A 24,232-nucleotide genomic window follows, 5' to 3' on the forward strand; every position below is an offset into this window, starting at 1 on the left:
CGGGCCATCCGTGCCCGCAATGTGATGTTCGCGCACAAACGGGCACGTTCCCACATTTGGCGGTAGGCTCGAGGTCATGGGTTTCTCTACGCCAAGCTATGACCTTAATGACCTTTTCGCTCGCATCGATCGCGGTGATATTCAGCTGCCTGACTTCCAGCGCTCTTATTCCTGGGATGAGGACCGCATTAGATCGCTGATCGTCACCGTCTTGCGCGGCTACCCGCTCGGCGCATTAATGGCCTTGGATACCCGCAACGAAACTATGCGCTTTCGCCCCCGCCCATTGGCTGGTGCCCCGGATACCGGGGTGAACCCGGGCCTGCTCTTGCTGGATGGGCAGCAGCGCCTTACCACCTTGTATCACTGCTTCCGCGGCGAGGGCTTCGTCGATACCACTGATTTTCGTTCCAAGAAGGTCTCCCGCAAGTACTACGTGGACTTGCGGATAGCGACCTCGGAGGACATCATGCCGGACGAGGCCGTCTTCGCCGTCAACCAGCATGGCGAGCTGCGCTCCCACTTCGCGCCGGATATCGAAGGTTCCTTGAACACCCGCGAGGCCGCAATCGAGGAGTGCTGCATCCCGGTCTCAGCCCTGCTGAGCGAGGAAGGCACCAGCATGCTCTTCGAGCTCGCAGCCGCCAACGATGGTGCCACCCGTGATGTGGTTGCTGCCTTCAACAACCGCATCCTGCGCCCGCTGTCCGGGTACACCGTGCCGATGATCCGCCTCTCCCGAGAGACAGCAAGCGCCGGCATCGGATCGATCTTTGCGCAGGTGAACTCCGCTGGTCTGCAGATGGATGTCTTTGATCTGCTCACGGCTGTCTTTGCCTCCGAGGACCCGGACTTCCACCTGGCGGAGGATTGGGCGGCCGTCGAGAAGCAGCTGCGTTCTTTCCCGGCGCTCGACGGCATCGGCCGCAACGAGTTCCTCTCGGCCGTGTCTTTGCTGGTGTCGGGGGAGAAGGGCAACGCTGGTGGTCAGCGCGAGGACATCCTGCAACTGACGCTCGCTGAATACCGCAAGGCCGCGGAGACCCTCGTGATTACCTTCCGCGAGGTCGCCGAGTTCTTGGCTGAGCGCTGCATCCTGTCCCTGGAGCAGGTTCCCTATTCCGAGCAGATTATCCCGCTGGCGGTCATCCTGGCACGTCTGGCTGAGAAGAAGGGCGTGCTATCTACCCAAGACGCCTGGGACCGCCTCAACCAGTGGTTCTGGAGCGGTGTCTTCGGTGAGCTTTACGGCTCCTCGGCCGTCAAGCTGCGCGCTGCCCGTGATGTCGACGAGGTGACCAGCTGGGTTGCCGGCGATACCGAGAGCGTTCCGAAGACGGTGCGCGATGCTTCCTTCCGCGAGTCCCGCTTGCTGTCCGTGGGGGAGAACGACGGCGTATGGCACGGCCTCTACGCTCTGCTCATGGCCCGCGGCGCCAAGGATTGGCGGACGGGGCGCCCCTTCAACCGCCATAGCTTCGAGGAGCTGCAGCCGGGATTCTTCCCGGTCTTCCCGCTTCGCTGGTGCGAGCGCCACGGTATCAGTGGCGTGCTGGCGAACTCCGTGCTCAACCGCACACCGATGGGCAAGCGCACCGAGGTGGTTCTGGACGGGCATTCGCCCGAGCGCTACCTGCCGCGCGTGCAGTCAAAGTCGATCATGGAGGATGCCGAGTTCGATAGTGTGTTGGCCTCCCACGACTTAGATCCGGAGCTGCTGACTGCGAAGACCGCGCACCAGTTCTTCGCCGATCGCCGCGAGCGCTTCGTCGGCATCGTTGAATACGCACTCAACAAGCAGGTAGTGCGCGACGTGGATGAGGCGAACCTCTCTGGCGGCGAGGAGGGCCCGCAGGCCTTTGCGCGTTAAGGTTCCTTCTCCACGTGCGCTACAGGTCGTGCCTGTAGCGCTGCTCCTAGTCGTGACGGGCCTAGGCGCTGCGGGCTGTTCCTCGCTGGGGCGGGGCGAGCCGATCCTCACGCAGGACATCACCGCCCTCCCCGAGGCGGACATCGACCTGGCCCGCGCGAGCGAAGAGAATCGTCTGCGGCTCATTGACCCGCAATTCGCCAACGAGATTACGGTGGTTGAGGACCACTGGGGAATTGACTCCGCGCGCTTGTTCTTTAAGGAAAGCAATACGCTGATCTTGGCCGAAGACTCAGATGCCGCCGCCCTGCGGGCCGCGACGCTGAGCGTATCGCAGCGCGTGCCCATGGTGACGTACGATGCGTCGATTCGCCCGCAGATTTCACAGCTGCTCACTGATCTCGACGTAGACCAGCTCCTCGTTATCGGTAACGTTCCGTGGGCCAGCCAGAACGGGCAACTTGAAGTTATCCATGACCCAGGAAACACCAAGGCGCTGGGGGAGTACACCGCTTTTCGCTTCACGTCGAAGGTAGTCATGAAACGCGAGCGCATGGTTGACAACATTGCGCGCTTGGATTCCTCTACGAAGACGGAGCTCAAGGCCGCCTGGGAGCCCCTGCCGCAGCACATAACGAAGGAAAAGATGCCGGCTATTCCAGCCCAGGCGCGCCGCGACGCACAAATGGCGCCGGTGATTGTGGCGACCGCGGAAAGCCCCCTAGCCAACGTGGTCAACGCCACCGCCTACGGTGGCACGGTCTTCGTCATGACCGAGCCAGATCCGTCGGCGACGAAGGCCGGCGCGGCGATAACGGCAGGGCTGTCGGAGGGGCCTATCGTGGCCCTCGGACCGGAATTCGGTTCAGTGACAGAATTCACGCATAAAATCACTCAGGGCTGGAAAGAATAAACTACACTTCTCGGCATCTCCAATTCTGACTAGTAAAGGAAGTTATGTCGAAGCCGGTCGTACTTATCGCCGATAAGCTTGCCGAATCCACTGTTGATGCCCTCGGTGACACCGTTGAGGTTCGCTGGGTTGATGGCCCAAACCGCGAGGAGCTCCTCGCCGCAGTGCCTGAGGCCGATGCGCTCCTCGTCCGCTCCGCCACGACCGTGGACGCGGAGGTTTTGGCCGCCGCAGAGAACCTGAAGATCGTCGGCCGTGCTGGCGTTGGCTTGGACAACGTTGACATCCCAGCCGCCACCGAGCGTGGAGTCATGGTCGTCAACGCGCCGACCTCCAACATCCACTCCGCCTGCGAGCAGGCCATCGCCTTGCTCCTGGCCACCGCGCGCCAGGTGCCGGCGGCGGATCAGTCTCTTCGCCAAGGCGAGTGGAAGCGCTCGTCCTTCAAGGGTGTCGAGATCTATGGCAAGACCATCGGCATCGTGGGCTTCGGCCACATCGGCCAGCTCTTTGCCCAGCGCCTGGCGGCCTTTGAGACCACCATCATCGCGCACGATCCTTATGCCAACCCGGCCCGTGCGGCGGCGCTGGGTGTGGAGCTGGTGAGCCTTGAGGAGCTCATGTCCCGCTCTGACTTTGTGACGATCCACCTGCCCAAGACCCCGGAGACCGCCGGCATGTTCGATGCCGAGCTTTTGGCGCAGGCCAAGAAGGGCCAGATCATCATTAACGCCGCCCGCGGCGGCCTCGTCGATGAAGCGGCGCTAGCTGCCTCCATCAAGTCTGGCCACCACCGCGGCGCAGGCTTCGACGTCTATGCTTCCGAGCCCTGCACCGATTCCCCGCTGTTTGAGCTTCCGCAAGTTACCGTGTCCCCGCACTTGGGCGCATCCACGGTCGAAGCGCAGGACCGCGCCGGTACCGATGTCGCCGCCTCCGTGTTGAAGGCACTGGCCGGCGAGTTCGTCGCGGATGCCGTCAACGTTGAAGGCGGCCGGGTCGGCGAGGAAGTCGCCGGCTGGTTGGACCTGACCCGCAAGCTGGGCCTGGTAGCCGGCAACCTGCTGGATGCTGCACCGGTTGCCGTGGAGGTCGAGGCCTGCGGTGAGCTGGCCAACGAGGATGTCTCGGCTCTTGGTCTGTCTGCTGTTCGCGGACTGTTTTCCGGCGTGGTCTCGGAGGCTGTCACCTTCGTTAACGCAATGAAGATCGCCGAAAGCCGCGGCGTGACCGTGGACGTGAAGACCAACGTGGAGTCGAAGGGCCACCGCTCTTCGGTGCGCGTCAGGGTGATTGGCCCCAACGGCAAGGTATCGCAGCTGACCGGTGCCCTGACTGGAATTGACGGGGTGGAGAAGATTATCCGCATCAACGGCCGCGGCGTCGATATGCGCGCTACCGGCCGCAACCTCTTCTTCTCCTACAAGGATGCCCCGGGCGCGCTGGGTACCGTGGGTACCAAGCTGGGCTCTGCCGGCATCAACATTGTCGCCGCCGCCTTGACCCAGGGTAAGGACGCCTCCGACGCTGTGCTCATTCTGCGCGTCGAGCGCGAGGTGCCAGAGGAGCTCGTCGAGGAGATCAACTCGGCGCTGGGGGCTACCTGCCACCAGCTCGATTTGGATGTTTAATCCACACCGCACCTGAGTGGAGTCCACCGCCCCCCTGCAGAGCCAGCCATGGTTCTTCAGGGGGTTTCGGCTTCATGGAGGGCACGAGGGTGGTACTCTCTCAAGTATCCAATATGTGAGAAAGGAATCCCACAAAATGAAACTTGCAGTGATTGGCGGCGACGGCATTGGCCCCGAGGTAACCGCGGAAGCGCTCAAGGTTCTGCGCGCGGTGCGCGAGGACATCGAGGTGACCGACTATGACCTGGGTGCTCGACGCTACCTGCGCAACGGAGAGCTGCTTACCGACGCCGACCTGGCCTCCCTGCGCGAGCACGACGCCATCCTGCTCGGTGCGATTGGCGCCCCGGGTGAGGTTCCGCCCGGCGTCTTGGAGCGCGGCCTGCTGCTGAAGATGCGTTTTGCGCTCGACCACCACGTTAACCTGCGCCCCTCCAAGTTGTACCCGACGTCTACCTCGCCTCTGGCAAACCCGGGCGATATCGACTTCGTCGTTGTCCGTGAGGGCACCGAAGGTCTGTACTGCGGAAACGGCGGCACGCTGCGCGAAGGCACTGAGCACGAGGTGGCCTCGGAGGTGTCCCAGAACACCCGCTACGGCGTTGAGCGCGTGGTGCGCGATGCCTTCCAGCGTGCGATGTCCCGCCGCAAGCACGTCACGCTGGTGCACAAGACCAACGTTTTGGTCAATGCCGGCGGGCTGTGGCAGCGCACCGTGAACGAGGTGGCACAGGAGTTTCCGGAGGTCACCGTGGACTACAACCACATCGATGCCGCAACCATCTACATGGTCACCGATCCCGCGCGCTACGACGTCATCGTGACCGACAACCTCTTTGGTGACATCCTGACTGACCTGGCCGGTGCTGTTACCGGTGGCATCGGCTTAGCCGCCTCCGGAAACATTGACGCCTCCGGTGCGAATCCCTCCATGTTCGAGCCTGTCCACGGTTCTGCCCCGGACATTGCGGGCAAAGGGATTGCGGACCCGACCGCGGCGATCCTCTCGGCCGCGATGCTACTGCGCCACCTCGGCGACGAGGACAACGCTGTGCGCATCGAGGAGGCCGTTGCTGCCGACGTCTCCTCCCGCGGGGATGCGCAGCCGAAGACTACCGAAATTGGTGACCGAATCGCCTCCGCGCTGCGCGCCTAGCACTGTATGGTTGGCGCATGAGCGTCGAAATAGACGAGGTCACTAGTTTCCTCGCCCAGCACGAGCCTTTCTCCCGCCTGCCGGAGGAAGAGCTCACCGCGCTGTCTGCACAGCTGAGCATGATCTACCTGCGCCGCGGGGATGTCCCCGTCCGGCTCGGGGAGGAGAACGCGTTCCTACACATCATCCGCACCGGGGCAATAGATGTTCTGGGAGAGGATGGCGTCCTTCTCGATCGGCGCGAACCCGGGCTGACCTTTGGCTATTCCACGCTGCAGGGTGAGCCGGTTTCCGTCTATGAGATGGTCGCGGTCGAAGACAGTCTGGTCTTCACCCTGCCGCAGCACGCTTTTAGCGAGTGCGCCCAACGCAACCCAGACATCGCACGGTTCTTTTCGGCCAAGTCGCGCCAGATCCGAGCAGCAGCCCGCGAGCTGTCCGATTCCGCACCGACGGATGTTCTCCGCACGCCGCTGCAGGACCTTATCCGCACCGACGTGCTCACCGCTCCGCCCACCACCACGATCGCGGAAGCCGCTGGCCTGATGACTGACCGGAGTGTGTCCTCGCTCCTCGTCGTGGAGCCCGGGAACCAGAACGGCACCCGCCTTAAGGGCATCGTGACGGACCGCGATCTGCGTTCGCGCGTGCTCGCCGTTCACCGGGATCCTGGCCAGGCGGTGGGGGAGATCATGACGCCCAACCCGCTGACGGTATCTGCCGATGCCCCCGCCATGGAGGCGCTGCTGCACATGGCCGAGCGAGGTATCCACCACCTGCCGGTGGTCACCGAGGGCGCATTGCAGGGCATTGTCACGCAGTCGGACGTTACGCGCCTGCTCCATAACGATCCGCTCTACCTCACCGCGGATCTCTCACGGCGCAGCAGTGCCGCTGAGCTTCGTGGCGCTTTTCAGGAAGCCACGCGCCTGGCCGGGCGTTACGTGGAGCGTGGCTCCACCCCGGCGGAAGCCTCCAGCCTGGTCACGCTCGCCGCCGATGCAGTGGCCCGCCGACTGTGCACGCTAGCCGAGGAGGAACTCGGACCCCCGCCGGTCGAGTATGCCTTCGTGGCCGTCGGTTCGCAGGGCCGCCGGGAAATGGCGCTAGCCTCGGATCAGGACAATGCTCTGGTTCTCGCTGATGACTACGATGCCGCGGTACACGGCGACTACTTCGCGCGGATGAGCTCCTTCGTCTGCCAAGGGCTTGCCGACGCCGGCCAAGTTCTCTGCCCCGGCAACATGATGGCGATGAACGAAGAATGGCGGATGACCCGGACCCACTGGATCGATACCTTCCGTAGGTGGATCCGGGAGCCCCAACCGGAGGCTCTGCTCAACGCGCAGATCTTCTTCGATTTCCGTGTCCTCTATGGCAGCGAGGAGCTGGGCCGAGAAGTCCACACTGCTGCCGTAGAAATGGGTAAAGGGGCAACTCGCTTGCACGCGCACCTGGCCAGCTTGGCAGCGCGCCGCGAGCCGCCGCTGACCTTCTTCCGGGGGCTCGTGGTGGAGCGCGATGGCGACTACGCCAACACCCTCGACATCAAGAAGGGCGGGACCGCCGGAATCGTGCAGATGGCCCGGCTCTTCGCCTTGGCTTCCGGCTCGACGGTGGTGGATACCCGCCAGCGTCTCAGAGAAGCCGCCGGTAACGCGGTGAGCCACCAGGGGGCGCAGGAGCTTCTCGACGCCTTTGATTACCTACGCTCCCTCTCCTTCCAACACCAAGCCCACCAGCTGCGCGAGGGACAGCAGCCCAATTACAACATCGGCCCCAAGAGCCTGGGGCGCATGGAACGCGAGCACCTGCGCGATGCCTTCCGGGCGATCAAGTCGATGCAGAATGCCCTCGCGACCAAATACCCGGTGAGGAATATCTAGATGTGGAATCGCTGGAGCCGCCGGGCGGACTGGGGCGCGCCCCCGCGCACCACACCCCTTGATGACGTGGGCTTGTTGGCCGTGGACATGGAGACGACCAGCCTTAACCCCCGCACGGGGAAGATCGTCTCTATTGGCTGGGTTCCGGTTAATGGCAGAACCATCGACTTATCCGGTGCTGGCTATATCGTGGTGCGCGGTGCGCAGGTGGCCGACGACTCGCATGTCCACCTGCTGACCCAAAACGTCATCGACGCCGGAGAGGAGCTGGAGAGCGCCATGGAGCAGTTGCGCCAGGCGGTGCAGGGACGCGCGTTGCTCGCACACTTCTCAGCGCTGGAGGTGGGATTCATTGAGGCGGCATCGCGCGCGGTGTTCGGAGAGCGCCCGCGGCTGAGCGTGGTGGATACCTTTGCGTTGGAGCGGCGCCACATGGAGCGCATGGGCACCTACCCGCGCGGCGAGGACCTACGCCTTCCCCGAGTCCGTGAGCGCTATGGTCTGCCGCGCTATGGCAGCCACAATGCGCTCAGCGACGCCCTGGCTTGCGCAGAGCTATACCTAGCGCAGCGGGGGAGCACGCGAGCGGTGACCCTGGGGGACGTCGTCCAGCGCTGAGATAGACAACGCTTCCTTTGCAACCTTTACTGCAGACCCCTGATCGTGTGTTAAAAATCCTTGCGAGTAGTATGGCCGTTATGCGTTTAGGACGAATTGCTCACACCGAAGGTATCTGTTTTGCCATCATCGATGGTCCCGCCGACGCCCCGCTGGATCAGCTGGTGGCCAAGGAAATTTCCGGCACACCGTTTACGCCGCCGGAGCCCACTGGCCGCGAGTGGCCGCTGAGTGAGGTGCGCTTGTTGGCGCCGACCCTGCCGACCAAGGTCGTAGCGCTCGGCCGCAACTACGCCGACCACGTGGCGGAGGTCTTCAAGGAGTCTGCCGAGCACCTGCCGCCGACGATCTTCATCAAGCCTTCCACCGCGGTCATTGGCCCGGGTGCGCCCATCAAGATTCCGGAGTTCGCCACCAACGTGGAGTTCGAGGGTGAGCTCGCCGTCGTGATCTCCAAGGTCTCGAAGAATATCGACCCAGAGAAGTGGCGCGACCACGTCGTCGGCTACACCATTTGTAACGATGTTTCTTCGCGTGACCTGCAGTTCCAGGATGGCCAGTGGGCGCGCGCGAAGGGCATCGACACCTTCTGCCCGCTGGGCCCGTGGATTGAGACGGACCTGGACTGCATCAATCTCGACGATCAGAGGATCAACGCATACCTCACGCACGATGGCAAGCGCGAGCAGAAGCAGGACTCCAACACCGACCAGATGATTGTGAAGATGGGCGATGTTATCGCTGAGATCTCGCGGTCTTACACCCTGCTGCCGGGCGATGTTATCACCACCGGCTCCCCGGCGGGTACGGCCCCGATGGTTCCGGGCGATACCATCGAAATTGAGATCCCTGGTGTGGGCAGCCTGACCAACCCGATTGAGCGCGCTTAGGCGCTGCTCTAGAGGTTGAGCGCGCGGAGGATGGTGCGCAGTTTCGCTGTGGTTTCCTGAAGCTCGGCCGTCGGGTCGGAATCCACAACGATTCCTCCGCCCGCCCACGCGCGGGCGGACAGGCCATCGCCCGCGACCTCCGCGCAGCGGATGGCCACCATGTATTCGCCATCGCCGGAATCATCGCACCAGCCAACTGCACCGGCGTAGAAGCCGCGGTCGGTCTCAGCAGTTTCGATGAGCGCCTGCGCAGCTTCGGTGGGGGTGCCGCAAATAGCTGGGGTGGGGTAAACCAACTCGGCCAGCTCCAGTGCCGTAATGCTGGAGTCCTTGAGGGTTCCCGCAATCGGGGTGCCCAGATGCCACATTTCATTGGTGGAGGTGAGCTGGGGTGAGGCGGGGGCGTCGAGAGTCGCGCACAGCGGCTGCAGGATGCGGCGGATGTGGTCGACCACGAAGGCATGCTCGCGCAAATCCTTCTCGGAATTGTGCAGGTCCTGACCTGCCATGATGTCGCGTGCTTTATCTGCCTGCCGGGGTGCGGATCCGGCCAAGGGGAAGGCCGTGACTGTTGAACCCTGCTTCTTGATGAGCACCTCCGGGGAAGAGCCCACGAGCATCGCTCCGGGTCGCCCCGCCGGGGTGAGGTCGGCGATGAAACCATCGCGATGGGAGGACAGGTCGATCAGCCGCGCGGCGACGAGGAGCGGATCGACAGGGGCGTTGAACTCAATGTCAACGGCGCGGGCGAGGACTACCTTGTCCAGCTTGGACGCCTCGATCGTGGCGATGGCTGCTTCAATGCGGCGAAGGTGTTCCTCCGGTTCCGGATCGAAACCGGTAACCCGCGCGTTGAGCGTGCCGCTGCGGTAGTAGGCATGCGGCTCGAGCGGGCCGTCCTCGCGGATGATGCTGCGCGGGACTGTCAAGGCGGCTGGATCTCCCTTGTGGAAGGGAAGCGCTCCGACGATCATCGGGACCGTGCCGGCACGCAGCTCGGCTACGGCGGCATCGACATCGCTGAAGGTCGCAGCCGAACCTTGGGTACGCACAGACCCCGTCGCGCGGGACAGGAGGAAGTCGGGGGCGGTGGAGGGTCTGTTTTCACACATAAGGAATAACTCTAGTTCCTTCTTTCCTTCTTACCGAAACCAGATCCACTCCTTATGCGGGGTGACCGCCCCTAGGGGACTAGTCGCGGTTGCGCGGGCGGAAGAACTGCACCGCGATGAACAGCCCGATACCGAGGAGAAGCGCAAGGGAACCCATGCCCGCAAGGAAGCCCGCCCAGAAGCCGGCCATCGGTGCGCCATAGCTCATAGCCTGGATGTTTGCGCTTCCAGCCTGCTGTTCCTCCGTGCTTGGGGCGGGGCGCTGCGCCGCGGCGGTATGCTTGGTGCTTCGTTCCTTCTTGGGCGCCGCGGTACTCCCGGACTCTTTCGCGCGAGTAGCAGAGCGCCCGTTCGAGGTGTTCCGATGTGTGGAATCTCTCTGTTGTTCCACAGTGTGGGATGATCCGTTCTGTGGGGCGCGCTGGCCCTGCGTCTCAGGACGTTGGCTTCTTTCAGAAGCATCTGCAGCCGGCTTCTTTTCGGTGCTTCGCGCGGAGCGCTCAGACTGCTTCGAGTCTTTGGCGTCTCTGGACGTGGAGGGCTGCGCGCCGTTGAGGACGGCCTCGGCCTCCTTGAAGGTTTTATCCATCGTCTTGTCTAACTGAGCGATCGACTTAGAGGTGTCGTTGATCTCCTTGGCCAACTGCTGCGGGCGGTTCTTCGCGCTGCCAGAACCAGAGCCCTGCCCAGCGCCGGCACTGGCACCCCAATCCAGTTGACACACCTCGTCGGGCTCCGCTTCACCTACGAGGAAAGGAACGTCGATGGAATGCTCCGAGCCATCGTTGAGCGTAAACGTGAAGGTTGCGGCATAGGCGCCTGGCTCGGTGAAAATGATCCCGGTGTGGCTGTGGAAGTGATCGGGGTAGTCCCAGGTGATGTCTGGGTCTTCCGAATCAAAGAGGACGGTGGGCGCTGCACCCAGGGAGTTTTGGAATCCCACCATACGTCCGCCTTCCGGTGCGCTGTGCAGCGTTAGCGACAGGGTAGCGCCCTCGGCCGTTGCCGGGTCGAGGTAGCTGGTGTTGAAACCAAGCCAGGGGATTGCCGGGTCTTGGGTTTGGGGGATCTGCCAACCACTCGACGGGATATCGCTTCCGGCTGACTCATCGAAGGCAGCATTGCTGCCGACCTCCACGTAGAACTCGCCGGAGTCGTAGTCCTTGCCGGACTCATCGTCGCGGGCGATGAAGGAGATATCGCCAGAATTTCCCACCAGCGCGAGGTCTTGGTGTCCGCGGCTAAAGGCATGCAGGGAGCTGGCATCGCAGGAGGACTCGCCTGCGCGCTCCGCGGCAACAGCGGGCGCTGCAGAAGCAATCATCGTCGGCGAGCTCAGGGCGATAGCGGCGGCAGCGGTCAAGGTTAAGGGACGGATATTCATGCGGACAGGGACTCCTTTGAATTAGATGGGTGCGGGGAGGACGCCGTGGCACGACGAGAATGCAGAAGAGGGGACAGTGCCCACGCCGCGAGGAAGCAAGCAGTAAGCAGCAGTACGATGGTCGCCCCAGCGGGAAGATCGATGGCCCACGCCAGATAGATGCCGAAGAAGCTGCCGAGCGAACCGATGGCCGCGGAGGCGATCATCATCGACCCCAGCGAGTCACAGAGCAGCCGCGCCGTGGCCGCTGGGGTAATGAGTAGGGCGAGCACGAGGACGTTGCCGATGGTGCCCACAGAGATGACCACCGCGCCGGTCACGCAGAGGTAGAGCACGATGTCCAGAGCAAAGACGGGCAGTCCCATCGCGCGGGCAGTTTCTTTGTCCAGGCACGTGGCGGTGAGCTGGGGGCCGAGCAAGACCACGGCCCCAACGATGAGCACCGTGACGGTGAACGCGGTGTAGAGATCTGCACGGGAGACACCCGTCAGCGATCCGAAGAGGAAGCTCGTGAGCGAGGCCGTATAGCCCTCCACCCGGGAGATAATGACCATGCCAAGCGCAAAGGATGCGGCGAAGAAAATACCGATGACGGAGTCCTCGCGGACCGTGCGCCGCTGGGAGAAGCACGCGATGAGCACGGCGACGGTGCAGCCCGCCACGGCGCCGCCGAGCAGCACTGAGCCCTGGAGCACGAAAGCGATAGCCAGACCCGGGAACACCGCGTGGGAGACAGCATCGCCGATAAAGGCCATGCCGCGCAGCACGACGTAGCACCCCACCACCCCGCACACAATTGCAGCGAGGATGGAGATGCCGACCGCGCGGGCCAAAAAGTCCAGGTGCGGGTTGGCCAGGTCCTGGAAAAACTCAACAAGCGAAATGTCGATCATGCCGCCACCCCAATCGCAGAGAGCAGCGGTGAGGAGGCCGATACCCCGAAGGTCTCGCTCCACGGCTGCGGAGTCAGGCGGAGGTCCTCAGCGGGCCCATCCGCGACGATTCCCCGGTTAAAGAGCACCAGGCGCGAACACGAGTGCGCGGCTTCGGAGAGGTTGTGGGTGGACATGACCACGCTGCTTCCCTGGTCGGTGAGTTTCTGGAAAAGAGTCAGTAGCTCCTCGGTGTTGGGAGCGTCGAGTCCGGTGAAGGGTTCGTCGAGAAGCAGCACCTCGGGCTCGCAGGCCAGAGCGCGGGCGATGAGGACGCGCTGGCGTTGGCCGCCGGACAGCTGCGCGATAGGTCGCTGGGCGAACTCTTCCAAATTGGTCAACTCGATGGCGCGGCGGGCAGCCTCCTTGTCAGCTCGGCCCGGCCGCCGGAACCAGCCCACCATTCCCGTGCGCCCGCTGAGCACCGCCTTGGCCACGCTGATGGGGAAGTCCCACTCCACGTCGTGACGCTGCGGGACGTATCCCAACGAGGTGGTGACGTCGATGGTGCCGGTGAAGGGGACCAGCCCCAGGACGGCGCGCATCAGCGTGGTCTTACCGGCTCCGTTCGGCCCGAGAAGCCCAATAAACTCGCCGGGGTTGACGTCGAAGCATGCGCCGTCGATGACCTGGCGGCCAGAAAGCGATACTGCCAGGTCGTTGATTGAGATGAAGGGATTAGCCACGGCGCCCGCCTTTCGCGCGTAGCACCGCAAACACAGCCCCGACGAGGACGAGTAGGCCCGCACCGGCGAGTGCCCAGACCCACACCGGCACCGCGGCGCCCGCCGAGGCATCCGAGGACACGGCGCTCGGATCCCACTGCGCGGCGTGCGCCTGCGCGACGTCGGTGCCTGCACCGACAGCAAAGGTCAACGTGGCCTCGGCAGCGACATCGCTCCCGGCGCTCTCGCCCGCGCCTTGCCCGCTCATGCGCACCCGAACCTGGTGGATGCCGGGTTCGCTAAATACCCAGTTAGCGTGCGTGTGCGTGCCCAGGTCCACCCAGAAACCGTCCGTGGCCCCGGTCGCGGTGGACCACAGCAGCTGCGGTTCTTCGAAGCCACCGTTTTGCAGGAACAGCGAGAACTCGCCCGGCCCTTGGTGGCCCAAGAACTCCATGGTGAGGCCGCGGTCAACGTTGTCCGTTAGCGAGGGCGCCTGGGTATTCCAGCCCAGCCACGGCACGTCGGCTTGTTCTGTTTGGGGAACGACCCACACCTGCGATCCGGGCTCGGCGCCGACAAAGGAAAGGCTTTGTCCTCCGGAAGGGTGAGTTGGGCATTGTCGCCGACGTCGAAGACTACGTCAGCAGGATCACGCCACACCGGCGTGGCTGCTGAATCGTCGCGGGCGAGGAACTGGGCTTGCCCGTCGACAAGCAACAGCCCAAGGTCCACGTGACCGTGGTCGATGGTGGCCTCTGTTCCAGGTGTGGCGACCTCTTCATCGGCGCTCACGACCTGGGCCAGATCACCGGCCCACGCGGTCACCGGTGCGAAAGCCAACGCCGCAGCGGTCAGTGTTGCCGCCAGGGACGTGCCTAGTGTGTGGATGGTGCGATTAGACATGAGTTTCCTTCGTGGTGCTGCCTAAGCAGCGGTTGAGTGAGTGTGCGTTGAATCGCAACAGGTCGAGATACGTGGGGACGGTGTCATCGAGAGTGTCGCCGTAGATGGGGCAGACCGCGATCCCAAGGGATTCGGCAGCCTCACGGATGACATCGGCGCTGGCCTGTTGAGTAGGTTCGACGAAGACCGCGGGCAGGCGGAGATTCTCCAACGTGCGGCGCAGGGCGATGACGTCCCGCGGTGAAGGCTCGATGGCCGGGTTGGGAGTGACGAATCCCGCAATATCAAGGCCATAACCTTGTTCCAGGTAGGCATAGCCGTGATGAGGTGTGACCAAGTGCCGGTTGCGCTCCGGGATGTCTTCGATGAGCCGCCGCACCTCCGCGTCCGCGTCGTGCAACTGCTCGATGTAGTCCTGAGCGCGCTCCCGATAGTCCGCGCCGTGGGACGGATCCGCCACGGCCAGCTGCTCGGCGATGACCTCGGCATAGCTGATGCCGTTGGCCGCGTTGTGCCACAGGTGCGGGTCAACCTCACCGTGGATGTGCTTGCCCAGGACCGCCTGCGGCAGCAGGTAGGTCTCGTCACCTGGGCGCCCTAGGAAGCGGTACGCAGGATCCGGCGGAATCTGCTGCAGGGTGGAGTTGGGAATGCTCAACGCCGTGGTGCGCGGGTCGAAACCTTCGCCTTGATCCTCCAAATCGAGCTCGCCCGTGGACAAGTCCGCGGTGATATCTACGTGTCCCGAATCCAGGGAGGTCATTCCATCAGGTGGCTGTACGCCCACGGCCACCGTGAATTCCTGCGGGGAGCTATCCGTTGCGCCAAAAGTGAGACGGTATATGCCCGGCTTGGTGAAGGCCCACGAGACGTGCGTGTGGGCGTTGGCCGGCAGCGTCGTGGAATCGTCGCGTTCGTCCAGACCATCAGCCGTGTTAAAGAGTGCTTCGGGCGTACCAAACGTGGATACGACGTAAGCCGCAACATCGCCTGGCCCCTCGGCATCGAGCAGGCTCATGGTTACGCTCGTTGTACCCGGCTGGGCATTGCGCACACGCAACCCCAGCCAGACGGCATCGAGGGCAACGTTTTCCACCAGCGGCACGAGACGGGCCCCGCGCGTGGACGCTTGGTCCGCTACCTCGGTGACCGGAACATCCGATGATTCCCGCAGCGTCTTCAGCAGGTTCTGCGGCTCGAGGAGAAACCCATTGGCCAGCAGCACATCCGCGTTGGCGACATCCCGCACCGAGCGCAAGCTCGGCTCAAAGGTGTGTGGGTCCTTGCCCGCGGGAATCAACGTGGTCACCGCGGCGTCGTCCCCGGCCACGTGCTTGGCGACGTCCCCCAGAATCGGCGTCGTCGCCACCACCTTGAGCTTCGCATCGTCCCCATTGGCGGTGCTCGCGCAACCACTGAGCGTGGACGCGCCAATAAGCACCGCCGAGAGTAGCGCGATGGGGTGCGTCCGGGTGCGTACTCCGTACGGCATTAGTCGCGGCCCTTAATGAGTGCGAGACGTGCTAGCGCCAAGCCAAGCACGAGCATGCCAAGGCCCAAGATTCCGATGCCCCACGGCAGTAGGTTTTGCCCGCTGTCGTAATAGCCGGCGGCAGCGACCGTGTCCACGTTCTCCGCGGCTGGCGTGGTTTTGTCGGCTACGCGGGCAGGCTTGCGCTCCTTCCTTTCCTTGCGCTCTGAGCGGTCTTTTCGATTCTTGTCCTGTGCCTGTTGTTCTGCGGCCTTGGTTCCCGCAGCCGACGCCGCACCGCGGGTAGCGCCTCCGGAGCTTCCGTCCCCAGAGCGTGAGCCCGAGTTAGAAGAAGCAGGTTCGTCGGAAGAGGCCTCGCCCAGGGTGACGTCGTCGAGCTCAGCAGAGCTCTCAGCACCGTGGTCCGTATCCGTTTCTTCTTCCCGGGGCGTGGCTTCTGCATCACCGACGTCCCAGGTATAGGTGACCTGGTTACTCGTGTCCCCATTGGATTCTGCCTGCACCGTCATGGTGTAGATACCGGGTTCGCTAAAAGCCCAGTTGACGTGTCGGTGTGCCGGGTAGGCCTGGTTGATGACGTCCCCGGACACCAGGTCCAGCGCGCCGGCGTCGGTGACAGGCTGGATATCGCCGAAGCCTGCCGTTTCGAACACGAAGATATCACCGGGGCCGGTGACCTCGACGAACTCGAAGTTGATGTCGGTGTAGCCAGCCGATTGTGCAGACTGGGTATCCCATCCCGGCCAGAGCAGCGAACTGTCCTGGGTCTGGGGGAGGTAATACGTCGGTGCGCCAATCCCATCGATGCCCTCGGTGGCCTCGCTCCAGGCTTCCTCGGCCACTTTGAGGGTGACATCGTTGCCTGGGCGTACGACACCGCTACCTGTGATGTCTTCCTTCATTGACAAAGTGAGCTCTCCGCCGGGTGCGGAGACATAGAAGGCATCAACGTGCCCGGTGTCGAAAACCTCGCCATCGGCGCGGGCCGGGGCCGGGTGGCCCGTGAAGACGACTGCCAGCGCCACGGCGATGGCGCAGAGGGCAGCAGTGACTCTGTGCAGTTCTGTGGTGCGGTGCACGCGGTGTCCTTTCTAGCGATGAAGCAAGCCGTTGAGGCGAGACTCAATCTGGCCGCGGTGGTTGTTGTAGAAGTTGAGGAAACCTTGGAACACGATGGCCAAGACAACGGGAAGCACGAGGCCCCACAAACCCTCGAGTTTGGGCATAGAGGACTTCATGTCCTTCTCGCCGCTGGATTTGTTGTCGTTCGGCTTGGTACTGCCGGGCTTGTCGTTGCCCTCGCCCTTGTTTCCGCCCTCGTTACCGTCCTTCGCGCTCACGCAGTCCTTGATCGCGGCGTCGCCGGCGGCCACGGTGAGCGTCTGCGGTTCAGAGGTAATCTCCTTGCCGTCTGTAGTGGTAGCCGAGTAGCTGACCTCGAGCTTGTACATGCCCGGCTTCGTAAACGCCCAGTTGGTGTGGGTGTGGGAGGCGAAGGTGGTCTCAATGGAGTAGTCACCTTCGGCGGAGTTGATCAAGGGAGTAAAGCCCTTGCCCAACCCTTCGGTGGTGAATAGGCCCACCTGTGCGCCGTCGGGCATCTCAACGGGCTTGATGTTGAGGGTGACCGTGCCGTCTTTGTAGTCCTGGTAGTCAAGCGCCTGGGTGTTATAACCCGGCCAGATGATGCTCTGCTCTTGGGTTTGGGGGAGCAGGAAGAACTTATCCTCGCCCAGGTAGTCGAAGTCTTTGCCCTTGAGCGCCTCCGGGCGGGGGCGCAGGGCATTGTTGTGGATGGCGAGGACAACGTCATCAAGCGGGCGCTCGACAGTCTTCTTGTCTACGATGGCCGTCTCATCCTTGAGGCGGGTGCGGAACTTATCGCCGTCACGAGTGACAGCGATATCGACGTGGCCATGGTCGAGCACCGCCTTGTCAACGCACGTACCGGTGTACTTTCCTGCCTCTGGCTTGGTGTTGTTGTCCGGGCTGGTGGAAGGGGCCTTGGAGGTTGTGCCGAGTGCGCCGCGGCCCTCGTATTTCTGCCCAAAGGAGAAGTTCTCGGTGAGCGTGATGCTTCCGGAATCTTGCTTGATGCTCGGGTGCGGGAGGATATCCAGGCGCACGGTATTGCCGTTGAAGCTTGCGTCTGCGCCGACCACAAACTCCGCGCGGCCGTTGCTGATGACCCCGTCGAATTCCACGTCGGGAAGCTCGCTGCCCTTGCTGAAGAAGCCACCATGGACGTAGCCTTCGAGCTTCTTATCGGCGGCCTCAACGATGATGCGTGTTGCGTCCTCGCCCTCCGGAATGGCCCGCGCGGACAGCTCCGGGTTAGATACCGAAACCTCTTGATCGGAGGAGAGCTGGCGGGGGTTGGTGGTCTCTGCCCAGGACTCCGCAGACTTCTTCGAGGTGGTGGAAAGCTCGGCGTTCTCTGAGTAGGCGAGCTCCTCGGAGATCCAGCGCGGGCTGCCGTCCTCCGGGGTGTAGACAGCCTGGATCGTGGAGGACTCTGGGCCTAGGAACTCATCGAAGTGTGCTTGACCGTCTTTCACGGGCAGATCGGTGAGGAAGTAGCCGTCGATCAGCAGCGTGAGCGTGCCGTTGCTGCCGCCGGTGAAGTCGATGGAGGAGAGGCGCTCATCCCCATCCTTGTCTCCGGACTTTTTCGGAGCGATGGTCAACCGGTAGTTCTGTGCGCTGGCATCTCCCGCGGTGGCCTTGTCGAACCGCTCCTTGAGTGACGGTGTTGGATCGGCGGCCGGACGCTGACCGCCCACCTGGATGGAGGTGGTGGTCGGTGCGGAAGCGATGAGCTTGCCGTCCTTGTCGCGCGCGGTGGTGCGGTAGGTCAGCTGGTAGCGCCCAGGCTTGGTGAAGACGGTGTAGTTGTGGGTGTGCGTGCCGCTCGTCAGCCAGGCAGAATGCGGGGCACCTTCGGTGGTTCCGAAGAAGCGCTGCAGGCCGCCGGGGCCGGGGTAGTAGCCAAACATCTCTACCTCGCCGGGGCCATCGACGCTTAAGAGGTCGAGGGAAGCGATGTTGTCGCGGAAGTCATCGACAGGCAGCTCGGTGTCCGCACCGAAGCCCATCCATACCGGGTCCAGGCTGCCCTGTACGCGGGCAGGTGCCATGTAGTAGGTCGTGCCAGCCTTTCCGAGGAAGGAAAGTGCCGGGTCCTCGGGGACTGTGAACTGGTATTGGTTGCTTCCGTTCTGGTCCCAGCCTTTGCCCACCCAGGTGACCGTGTCGGCAAGGTCGTGGTTGCTTTCTGCGGAATGGCTCTTGAGGGTGAGAGAATTACCCTCCCAAAACGCCTTGGGGGAGTCGATGTGCGTTTGGGTGGCCACGTGCTTGCCGTCGTCGGGGCCGGCAACGGCGGTGGCGGGAGAGGCGAGGAGTGCGGCGCACGTAAGCAGAGCCGCGTAGCGGGTACGAACCACGATGGGAGACCTTTCTTCAGTTCTTGAACGAGAATTCACTATAGGTAATGGAAACCAGTACCGTTAAGTGTGAGGAAAAGGTGCTGCTCAGCCTTAGTGGAAACGGAGTTCAACTACCCCCAAGTGGGGCGGGCGGTGCGGCGATGTGGCGCTGAACTACGATGGTGGGCATGACTGAAAAAACATCCGACGTCCGCGTCCGTTTTTGCCCTTCACCCACCGGCACGCCCCACGTGGGCATGGTCCGCACGGCTCTGTTCAACTGGGCTTATGCCCGCCACACTGGCGGTACGCTGATCTTCCGCATCGAGGACACCGATGCTGCCCGTGACTCCGAGGAGTCCTACCAGGCCATCATCGACTCCCTGAACTGGCTTGGCCTCGGCTGGGATGAAGGAGTCAACGTCGGCGGCCCGGACGAGCCTTACCGCCAGTCGCAGCGCATGGACATCTACGCCGACGTCCTGCAGAAGCTGAAGGATGGCGGCTACGTCTATCCGGCCTACTCCACCAACGAAGAGGTGCAGGAGCGCCACAAGGCAGCCGGCCGCGACCCGCAGCTGGGCTACGACAACTTCGACCGCGACCTCACCCAGGAGCAGATCGACGCTTTCGAGGCGGAGGGCCGCAAGCCGGTCTGGCGCCTGCGCATGCCGGACAAGGATTGGTCCTGGACCGACCTGGTGCGCGGTGAGATGACCTTCAAGTCGGAGACCCAGCCGGACTACGTCGTGGCGCGCTCGAACGGTGCGCCGCTCTACACCCTGGTTAACCCGGTCGACGATGCGCTTATGGGAGTTACCCACGTTTTGCGCGGAGAGGACCTCCTGTCTTCCACGCCGCGCCAGCTCGCCCTCTACGAGGCGCTCGTGGAGCTCGGCATTGCCAAGAAGACGCCTGAGTTTGGCCACCTGCCCTTCGTGATGGGTGAGGGGAACAAGAAGCTGTCCAAGCGTGACCCGCAGTCCAACCTGTTCAATCACCGTGACAACGGCATCATCCCGGAGGGAATGCTCAACTACCTGTCGCTGTTGGGCTGGTCCCTGTCTGCGGACCAGGACATCTTCTCAGTCGACGAGCTCATCGCCAACTTCGACGTCCACGACGTGTTGGGGAACCCGGCTCGCTTCGATCAGAAGAAGCTCGAGGCCATCAACGCGGATCACATTCGCTTGCTGGAGCCGGCAGACTTTGCGCAGCGCCTGCGCGACTATCTCACCGAGTACACCGACTTCCCGGCCGACTATCCGGAGGAGAAGTTCGCTTTCGCCGCAGATCTGGTGCAAACCCGCATCAAGACGCTGTCCGACGCCTATGGCCTCATGTCCTTCCTCACCACGCCGGACGCCGAACTGGAGCTGGATGAGAAGGCGGCCCGGAAGAACCTCAAGGAGGATGCGGTGCAGCCGCTGGAGGTTTCCATTGCCAAGCTGGAGGAGCTCGGAGAGTGGAAGACGGAGGAGATTGAGAAGGTTCTCTCCGCCGCGCTTATCGACGACCTCGGCCTCAAGCCCCGCAAGGCCTACGGTGCCCTGCGTGTAGCTATCTCGGGCCAGCAGGTCTCCCCGCCGCTGTTTGAGTCCATGGAGCTGCTGGGCAAGGAGTCCACGCTGGCTCGCCTTAAGGCTGCTCAGGCGCTCACGCCGTGGAGCGCTGAGTAGTCCTCCTGGGCAGTCTCACAGAGCTGTAATTTCGGGGCGTTAGGTGTCACTCCTAACGCCCCGAAAATGCTTTCTGGCCTGGCGATTTGTGTGTATCGGTAGTGCTGGATATAGTTATAAACCGTTGCAGCGAGCAGCGAGGGGTTAAAGCCCTGAGCTAGTTCGAAGCGATAATGGCCTATGGTGTAATTGGCAACACAACGGTTTCTGGTACCGTCATTCTAGGTTCGAGTCCTGGTAGGCCAGCAGTGATAACTGCGCAAGGTGCAGCAGCACTTTGCAATAAGTCGTCACAGTTCTAAGCCCCGTTCGTCTAGCGGCCTAGGACGCCGGCCTCTCACGCCGGTAACACGGGTTCAAATCCCGTACGGGGTACCACTCAAAGAGTGGCAAGCACAATGAGCTTGCCACTCTTTCTTCGTATGATTGGCAACCATGCACTTCTACATTGTTCATGGATACCAAGCCAGCCCTGACAGCCACTGGTTCCCGTGGCTAAAACGCCTGTTGACCGCCGATGGCCACACCGTTCACACCATCGCGCTGCCGGAACCGAACGCTCCAAAGCTCGATGAGTGGGTAGAGGCGATACGCAACGATATTGGGCGTCCAAACGCTAATACCGGCATCATCACGCATAGCCTAGGCGGCACCGCGCTGCTGCACTATCTCACGGCCTTGGAGGGCGAGTGGGAGCTTCCTGGGCTCTTCATTGTCTCTGGGTTTGTAGAGAAGCTTCGCGTCATCCCAGAGCTTGACGAGTTCATTGGCCAGGCTCGCGTCGACGTGCCTGCTGTCAAGCCACACATCGCTCACACAGAGGTCTTCGTGTCTACCAACGATGTCCTAGTAGACCCCGCCCTTACTCAGCAGCTTGCCGACGCCCTCTCGGCCATGTCCATCACCATCCACGACGCGGGACATTTCCTTGAAGATGACGGCTATACCGAGTTTCCACAGCTGGGGGATCGCATCACGCAGTGGTTGCACAGTCTATAGTCCCTCAGTCATCGCTTTGAGCGCCTCCACGTGCTGCACGTAAGCCCGTGTGCCCGCCTCGGTGAGCGCGACCCACACGGCATCCTTCGCGCGGGTAGAACCGTACTCTCGGGTGCGGCTAATGTGGCCGTGATCCTCGAGGTACTTTAGCTGTTTGGACAGCGTATCGGCGGGGAGCTCGGTGAACTCGGCGAGCTTGCTGTACCTCATTTGCCGGCCTGCGGTGGCGCCGGCGGAGTAGAGCGCAGCGCAGATTCTGAGGCGGTTAATCGGGTGGATAACTGGGTCCAGCTCAGGGGATTGGTTGGGTGCTTTACTAGGCATTAGCGCCCTTTATGGCCGCGTTGCGGTTCTCGTAGAGCATCCAAGCCGTTGCTGCCGAAACAATGACCCCGCTGGTGATCATCCATGGCCATGTATCAGGCGTCGGCGTGGTGGAGAAAATCATTGCGCCGGGGAGCAGTACGCGTGACCACGTGGCGCGATCGTTCCTCGGTCCCGTGTTGGGGTCGAGCCGCACGAAGGGGTTCGCGATTTTGTCCTTGAGGAGGAAGCCGAGAATGAACGTCGGTATGAGGAGTGCGAGTGTGTACGACCAGGACAGCTTGGTTAGCGCAAGACTGCTGCCGATACCGAGTGCTACAAGTGTTACCGCCCACCAGCTCTGCGTCCAGGCGGTGCGCTGTTGAACTTCGTCAATAACTTTGAGTTCGTCGTTCATAACCTGACTCCCTTGTTTGCATCTAGTGCAAGTCTAACGGTTGCAATAGCGGCAAGTAAAGGGGTGGGGTGCGCGCACGATCTGAGTGGTCTGGTTCTACCCCATACCGGCTTGCATCTTCGGCGAGGTAGCCGGGACGGCCGCAGGAGTACCAGGGGGTGAACCAGTGCTCAATTGGTCTAAGTCCTACCGGTATGCCTTTTCTGGTCATACACTGCAGGTACAACGCATTCCCGACAGAAAGGAGAGCGGATGGCGGAAGCTGAAAATCATCACTATCGCCGACGCGACTCTAGCAGATAGTACTAGGCGGCATCGCCATAATCCACAACTTCTTAAAGCCAACACTCGAGCGAAGTAGGAGCCTTGCACCACATGCTGTTAGCGCACGTGTCCTCCCGAACCTCTAGCGATGACTAACAAGTGCTCCGGCCCCAGTAGCCCACGGCACGCCAGCGGAATAACCACTGATTCGATCCGCGCCCAGGCCTTGAGAGCCAATGTTTCCATCGCAGCCGAAAGCGGCAACGAGGTTCGGGATTTTATCTGTGTAAAAGGTGCTTCTACGTGCCGATTTGTGTAACCTTTTGGGGATCCTATAGTGTTTAGCAAGTCCGCAACGGACAGCTAAGCGAGCCCCGTTCGTCTAGCGGCCTAGGACGCCGGCCTCTCACGCCGGTAACACGGGTTCAAATCCCGTACGGGGTACAACGAAAAGCGCTAAGCCATGCACGTGGCTTAGCGCTTTGCTTCTTTAGCGTGGGTGCTACACGATCATGATTTCCGCGTTGTTACCGCCGGTGCAGCGGATGATCTCGCGGTCGTCGGTCCTGCATGCGAGGTCGTAGGACTGGTGGGTAACCGGACTGGTGACCGAGATTTGTGGTGGGACGTAACCGCGTAGATCTTCCAAAGAGCTTATGGTGAGCCCCATGAGGTGGCCGGCAGTCGAGCGGGCAAAATCACAGCTGGTATTCGGCCCTGCGAGGATGTAGGTGATGTTGTAGCCATCACCTGTCTGGCATACCGTGGCAGGGGTGCCGAAGACATCGACCTTCGCGCCGTTAATCTGCTTCTCTGGCAGCTGCTCGTGGATGTGGTTGATCGAACCAATGCGCGCGGATTCAATTGTTTTCCGGCTTCCAGGTGGCATGACGTACTGTCCGGGCTCTACTCCCTGAAGGTGGGGAGGCGTCGTTTGTGGTGCCTGCCGTTGTGCAGCTTGCTGCTGTGCGCCTTGCTGCTGTGCGCCTGCTTGTCCTTCTGGAGCGGAGCCACCGGGAACGGTGGGCTCGGGGCCTGCAGGCACCTCGGCGTGGGAGTCGTCTTTAAGCGGCTGGAAAGCCGGATAGGTGTTTTTGAATGATGGCTCTGTTGCCTCAGAGGTGGCCGGGGCCGTGTCTGGGGCGGCGGTCTCGGTGGTGGTGGAGGAGCAACCAGCCGCGAGTAGACCCGCGGCGGCTACGGCGGTCAATGCCGTGAGGAATCGGCGTGCGGAGGAAGGGGTCTGCGGGGAAGGCATGACCCCACACTAACGCCCGCCTAGCCATATGGTGTGGGAAAACGGGGAAAGCTGCCCAACCCTCAGTGCAGAACACCGAGTAGGCGGGCAGCAAAAGTCTGTGCTAGCGAGTCTGTGCTAGCACGAGGAGCCTTAGTGGCAGTCCCAGTGACCGTCGTGGGCTGCGTGGCGGTGGCCATCGTGCAAGTAGTCCACGTGATCGCCGTGCGGGATGGCGACGTGACCGCAGCCCTCGCCGTGCTCGTGATCGTGGTCCTCGTGAATGTGGTGCTCGGACGTCTCGCACTCGTCCCAGTGGCCCTCGTGCTCACGGTGGATGTGACCGTCGTGCAGGTAGTCAGTGTGATCGTCGTGCGGGAAGGCAACGTGGCCGCAGCCCTCGCCGTGGGTGTGCGTGTGCTCGTCGTGGATGGTGTGGGTCATGATTC

The 24,232-nt window shown here is 62.5% G+C and carries 22 protein-coding genes and 3 tRNA genes; 12 read left to right on the forward strand and 13 right to left on the reverse strand.

Features of this window, described 5'->3' with window-relative positions; genetic code table 11:
- The first annotated feature begins 76 nt into the window (after nt 1–76).
- The 7 genes from HMPREF3009_RS07685 (at nt 77) to HMPREF3009_RS07715 (ending at nt 8,964) form a co-directional block, all read left to right on the forward strand.
- Complete coding sequence (locus tag HMPREF3009_RS07685; RefSeq protein WP_070681134.1) at nt 77–1,870, forward strand: GmrSD restriction endonuclease domain-containing protein; 1,794 nt, start codon at nt 77–79, stop codon at nt 1,868–1,870.
- 28 nt (nt 1,871–1,898) lie between these two features.
- Entirely contained in the window at nt 1,899–2,783 is an 885-nt protein-coding gene (locus HMPREF3009_RS07690; protein ID WP_070681137.1) for a hypothetical protein, read from the forward strand.
- A 44-nt stretch (nt 2,784–2,827) separates the two neighbouring features.
- On the forward strand, nt 2,828–4,414 hold the full coding sequence (serA, locus tag HMPREF3009_RS07695) for a phosphoglycerate dehydrogenase (protein ID WP_070681140.1): 1,587 nt from the start codon (nt 2,828–2,830) through the stop codon (nt 4,412–4,414).
- A gap of 136 nt (nt 4,415–4,550) precedes the next feature.
- Nucleotides 4,551–5,570, forward strand: coding sequence for a 3-isopropylmalate dehydrogenase (locus tag HMPREF3009_RS07700; RefSeq protein ID WP_046648108.1), 1,020 nt, complete (start codon nt 4,551–4,553; stop codon nt 5,568–5,570).
- A gap of 17 nt (nt 5,571–5,587) precedes the next feature.
- Nucleotides 5,588–7,456 carry a DUF294 nucleotidyltransferase-like domain-containing protein gene (locus HMPREF3009_RS07705; protein ID WP_046648109.1) on the forward strand — a complete coding sequence of 623 codons (1,869 nt, stop codon included), beginning with the start codon at nt 5,588–5,590 and terminating at the stop codon, nt 7,454–7,456.
- Nucleotides 7,457–8,074: an exonuclease domain-containing protein gene (locus HMPREF3009_RS07710; protein ID WP_046648110.1), complete on the forward strand. Its 618-nt coding sequence runs from the start codon at nt 7,457–7,459 to the stop codon at nt 8,072–8,074.
- Nucleotides 8,075–8,154: 80 nt separating this feature from the next.
- Nucleotides 8,155–8,964: a fumarylacetoacetate hydrolase family protein gene (locus HMPREF3009_RS07715; protein WP_198525922.1), complete on the forward strand. Its 810-nt coding sequence runs from the start codon at nt 8,155–8,157 to the stop codon at nt 8,962–8,964.
- Between the two features lie 8 nt (nt 8,965–8,972).
- On the opposite strand, the gene HMPREF3009_RS07720 is transcribed toward HMPREF3009_RS07715, so the two are convergent.
- From HMPREF3009_RS07720 to HMPREF3009_RS07755, 9 genes are all read right to left on the reverse strand, one after another.
- Nucleotides 8,973–10,076, reverse strand: a complete 1,104-nt coding sequence (locus tag HMPREF3009_RS07720; protein WP_046648112.1) for an isochorismate synthase — start codon at nt 10,074–10,076, stop codon at nt 8,973–8,975.
- Between the two features lie 79 nt (nt 10,077–10,155).
- Nucleotides 10,156–11,460, reverse strand: coding sequence for a choice-of-anchor M domain-containing protein (locus HMPREF3009_RS07725; RefSeq protein WP_046648113.1), 1,305 nt, complete (start codon nt 11,458–11,460; stop codon nt 10,156–10,158).
- Complete coding sequence (locus tag HMPREF3009_RS07730) at nt 11,457–12,353, reverse strand: anchored repeat-type ABC transporter permease subunit (protein ID WP_070547374.1); 897 nt, start codon at nt 12,351–12,353, stop codon at nt 11,457–11,459. Before HMPREF3009_RS07730 ends, HMPREF3009_RS07725 begins: the two co-directional genes overlap by 4 nt.
- A complete protein-coding gene (locus tag HMPREF3009_RS07735; protein ID WP_046648114.1) occupies nt 12,350–13,078 on the reverse strand; it encodes an anchored repeat-type ABC transporter ATP-binding subunit in 729 nt (242 codons plus the stop codon). Before HMPREF3009_RS07735 ends, HMPREF3009_RS07730 begins: the two co-directional genes overlap by 4 nt.
- Complete coding sequence (locus HMPREF3009_RS13790) at nt 13,071–13,613, reverse strand: choice-of-anchor M domain-containing protein (protein ID WP_232761020.1); 543 nt, start codon at nt 13,611–13,613, stop codon at nt 13,071–13,073. The genes HMPREF3009_RS07735 and HMPREF3009_RS13790 overlap by 8 nt, the downstream gene beginning before the upstream one ends.
- Complete coding sequence (locus HMPREF3009_RS13795) at nt 13,541–13,963, reverse strand: hypothetical protein (RefSeq protein WP_232761022.1); 423 nt, start codon at nt 13,961–13,963, stop codon at nt 13,541–13,543. Before HMPREF3009_RS13795 ends, HMPREF3009_RS13790 begins: the two co-directional genes overlap by 73 nt.
- Nucleotides 13,956–15,455, reverse strand: a complete 1,500-nt coding sequence (locus tag HMPREF3009_RS07745; RefSeq protein ID WP_070681142.1) for an anchored repeat ABC transporter, substrate-binding protein — start codon at nt 15,453–15,455, stop codon at nt 13,956–13,958. The genes HMPREF3009_RS13795 and HMPREF3009_RS07745 overlap by 8 nt, the downstream gene beginning before the upstream one ends.
- Nucleotides 15,455–16,534, reverse strand: coding sequence for a choice-of-anchor M domain-containing protein (locus HMPREF3009_RS07750; RefSeq protein ID WP_070681145.1), 1,080 nt, complete (start codon nt 16,532–16,534; stop codon nt 15,455–15,457). Before HMPREF3009_RS07750 ends, HMPREF3009_RS07745 begins: the two co-directional genes overlap by 1 nt.
- 12 nt (nt 16,535–16,546) lie before the next feature.
- A complete protein-coding gene (locus tag HMPREF3009_RS07755; RefSeq protein WP_070681148.1) occupies nt 16,547–18,901 on the reverse strand; it encodes a choice-of-anchor M domain-containing protein in 2,355 nt (784 codons plus the stop codon).
- 161 nt (nt 18,902–19,062) lie between these two features.
- Here HMPREF3009_RS07755 and gltX point away from each other — a divergent pair, with 161 nt between their 5' ends.
- The 4 genes from gltX to HMPREF3009_RS07775 all read left to right on the forward strand — a co-directional run bounded on the left by gltX (nt 19,063) and on the right by HMPREF3009_RS07775 (nt 21,561).
- On the forward strand, nt 19,063–20,562 hold the full coding sequence (gene gltX / locus HMPREF3009_RS07760; RefSeq protein ID WP_070681151.1) for a glutamate--tRNA ligase: 1,500 nt from the start codon (nt 19,063–19,065) through the stop codon (nt 20,560–20,562).
- A gap of 174 nt (nt 20,563–20,736) precedes the next feature.
- Nucleotides 20,737–20,808, forward strand: a tRNA-Gln gene (locus HMPREF3009_RS07765).
- Nucleotides 20,809–20,864: 56 nt separating this feature from the next.
- Nucleotides 20,865–20,940 (forward strand) — tRNA-Glu (locus tag HMPREF3009_RS07770).
- Between the two features lie 57 nt (nt 20,941–20,997).
- Nucleotides 20,998–21,561 (forward strand): RBBP9/YdeN family alpha/beta hydrolase, encoded by a 564-nt coding sequence (locus HMPREF3009_RS07775; RefSeq protein ID WP_070681154.1) that lies wholly within the window; start codon nt 20,998–21,000, stop codon nt 21,559–21,561.
- Here HMPREF3009_RS07775 and HMPREF3009_RS07780 read toward each other — a convergent pair.
- Nucleotides 21,556–21,885, reverse strand: a complete 330-nt coding sequence (locus tag HMPREF3009_RS07780) for a transcriptional regulator (RefSeq protein WP_070516547.1) — start codon at nt 21,883–21,885, stop codon at nt 21,556–21,558. The genes HMPREF3009_RS07775 and HMPREF3009_RS07780 overlap by 6 nt on opposite strands.
- Entirely contained in the window at nt 21,878–22,282 is a 405-nt protein-coding gene (locus HMPREF3009_RS07785; RefSeq protein WP_070516549.1) for a hypothetical protein, read from the reverse strand. Before HMPREF3009_RS07785 ends, HMPREF3009_RS07780 begins: the two co-directional genes overlap by 8 nt.
- A 635-nt stretch (nt 22,283–22,917) precedes the next feature.
- On the opposite strand from HMPREF3009_RS07785, the gene HMPREF3009_RS07790 reads away from it, so the two are divergent.
- A tRNA-Glu gene (locus HMPREF3009_RS07790) sits at nt 22,918–22,990 on the forward strand.
- Between the two features lie 58 nt (nt 22,991–23,048).
- On the opposite strand, the gene HMPREF3009_RS07795 is transcribed toward HMPREF3009_RS07790, so the two are convergent.
- Together HMPREF3009_RS07795 and HMPREF3009_RS13800 are read right to left on the reverse strand one after the other, a co-directional pair.
- Entirely contained in the window at nt 23,049–23,804 is a 756-nt protein-coding gene (locus tag HMPREF3009_RS07795; protein WP_070681155.1) for a hypothetical protein, read from the reverse strand.
- A gap of 132 nt (nt 23,805–23,936) precedes the next feature.
- The gene (locus HMPREF3009_RS13800) at nt 23,937–24,227 is read right to left on the reverse strand and encodes a hypothetical protein (protein ID WP_070681158.1); all 291 of its coding nucleotides are present in this window, start codon (nt 24,225–24,227) and stop codon (nt 23,937–23,939) included.
- Nucleotides 24,228–24,232: the final 5 nt, after the last annotated feature.

The sequence above is a fragment of the Corynebacterium sp. HMSC034H07 genome (assembly GCF_001815175.1).
GTDB lineage: Bacteria > Actinomycetota > Actinomycetes > Mycobacteriales > Mycobacteriaceae > Corynebacterium > Corynebacterium hiratae.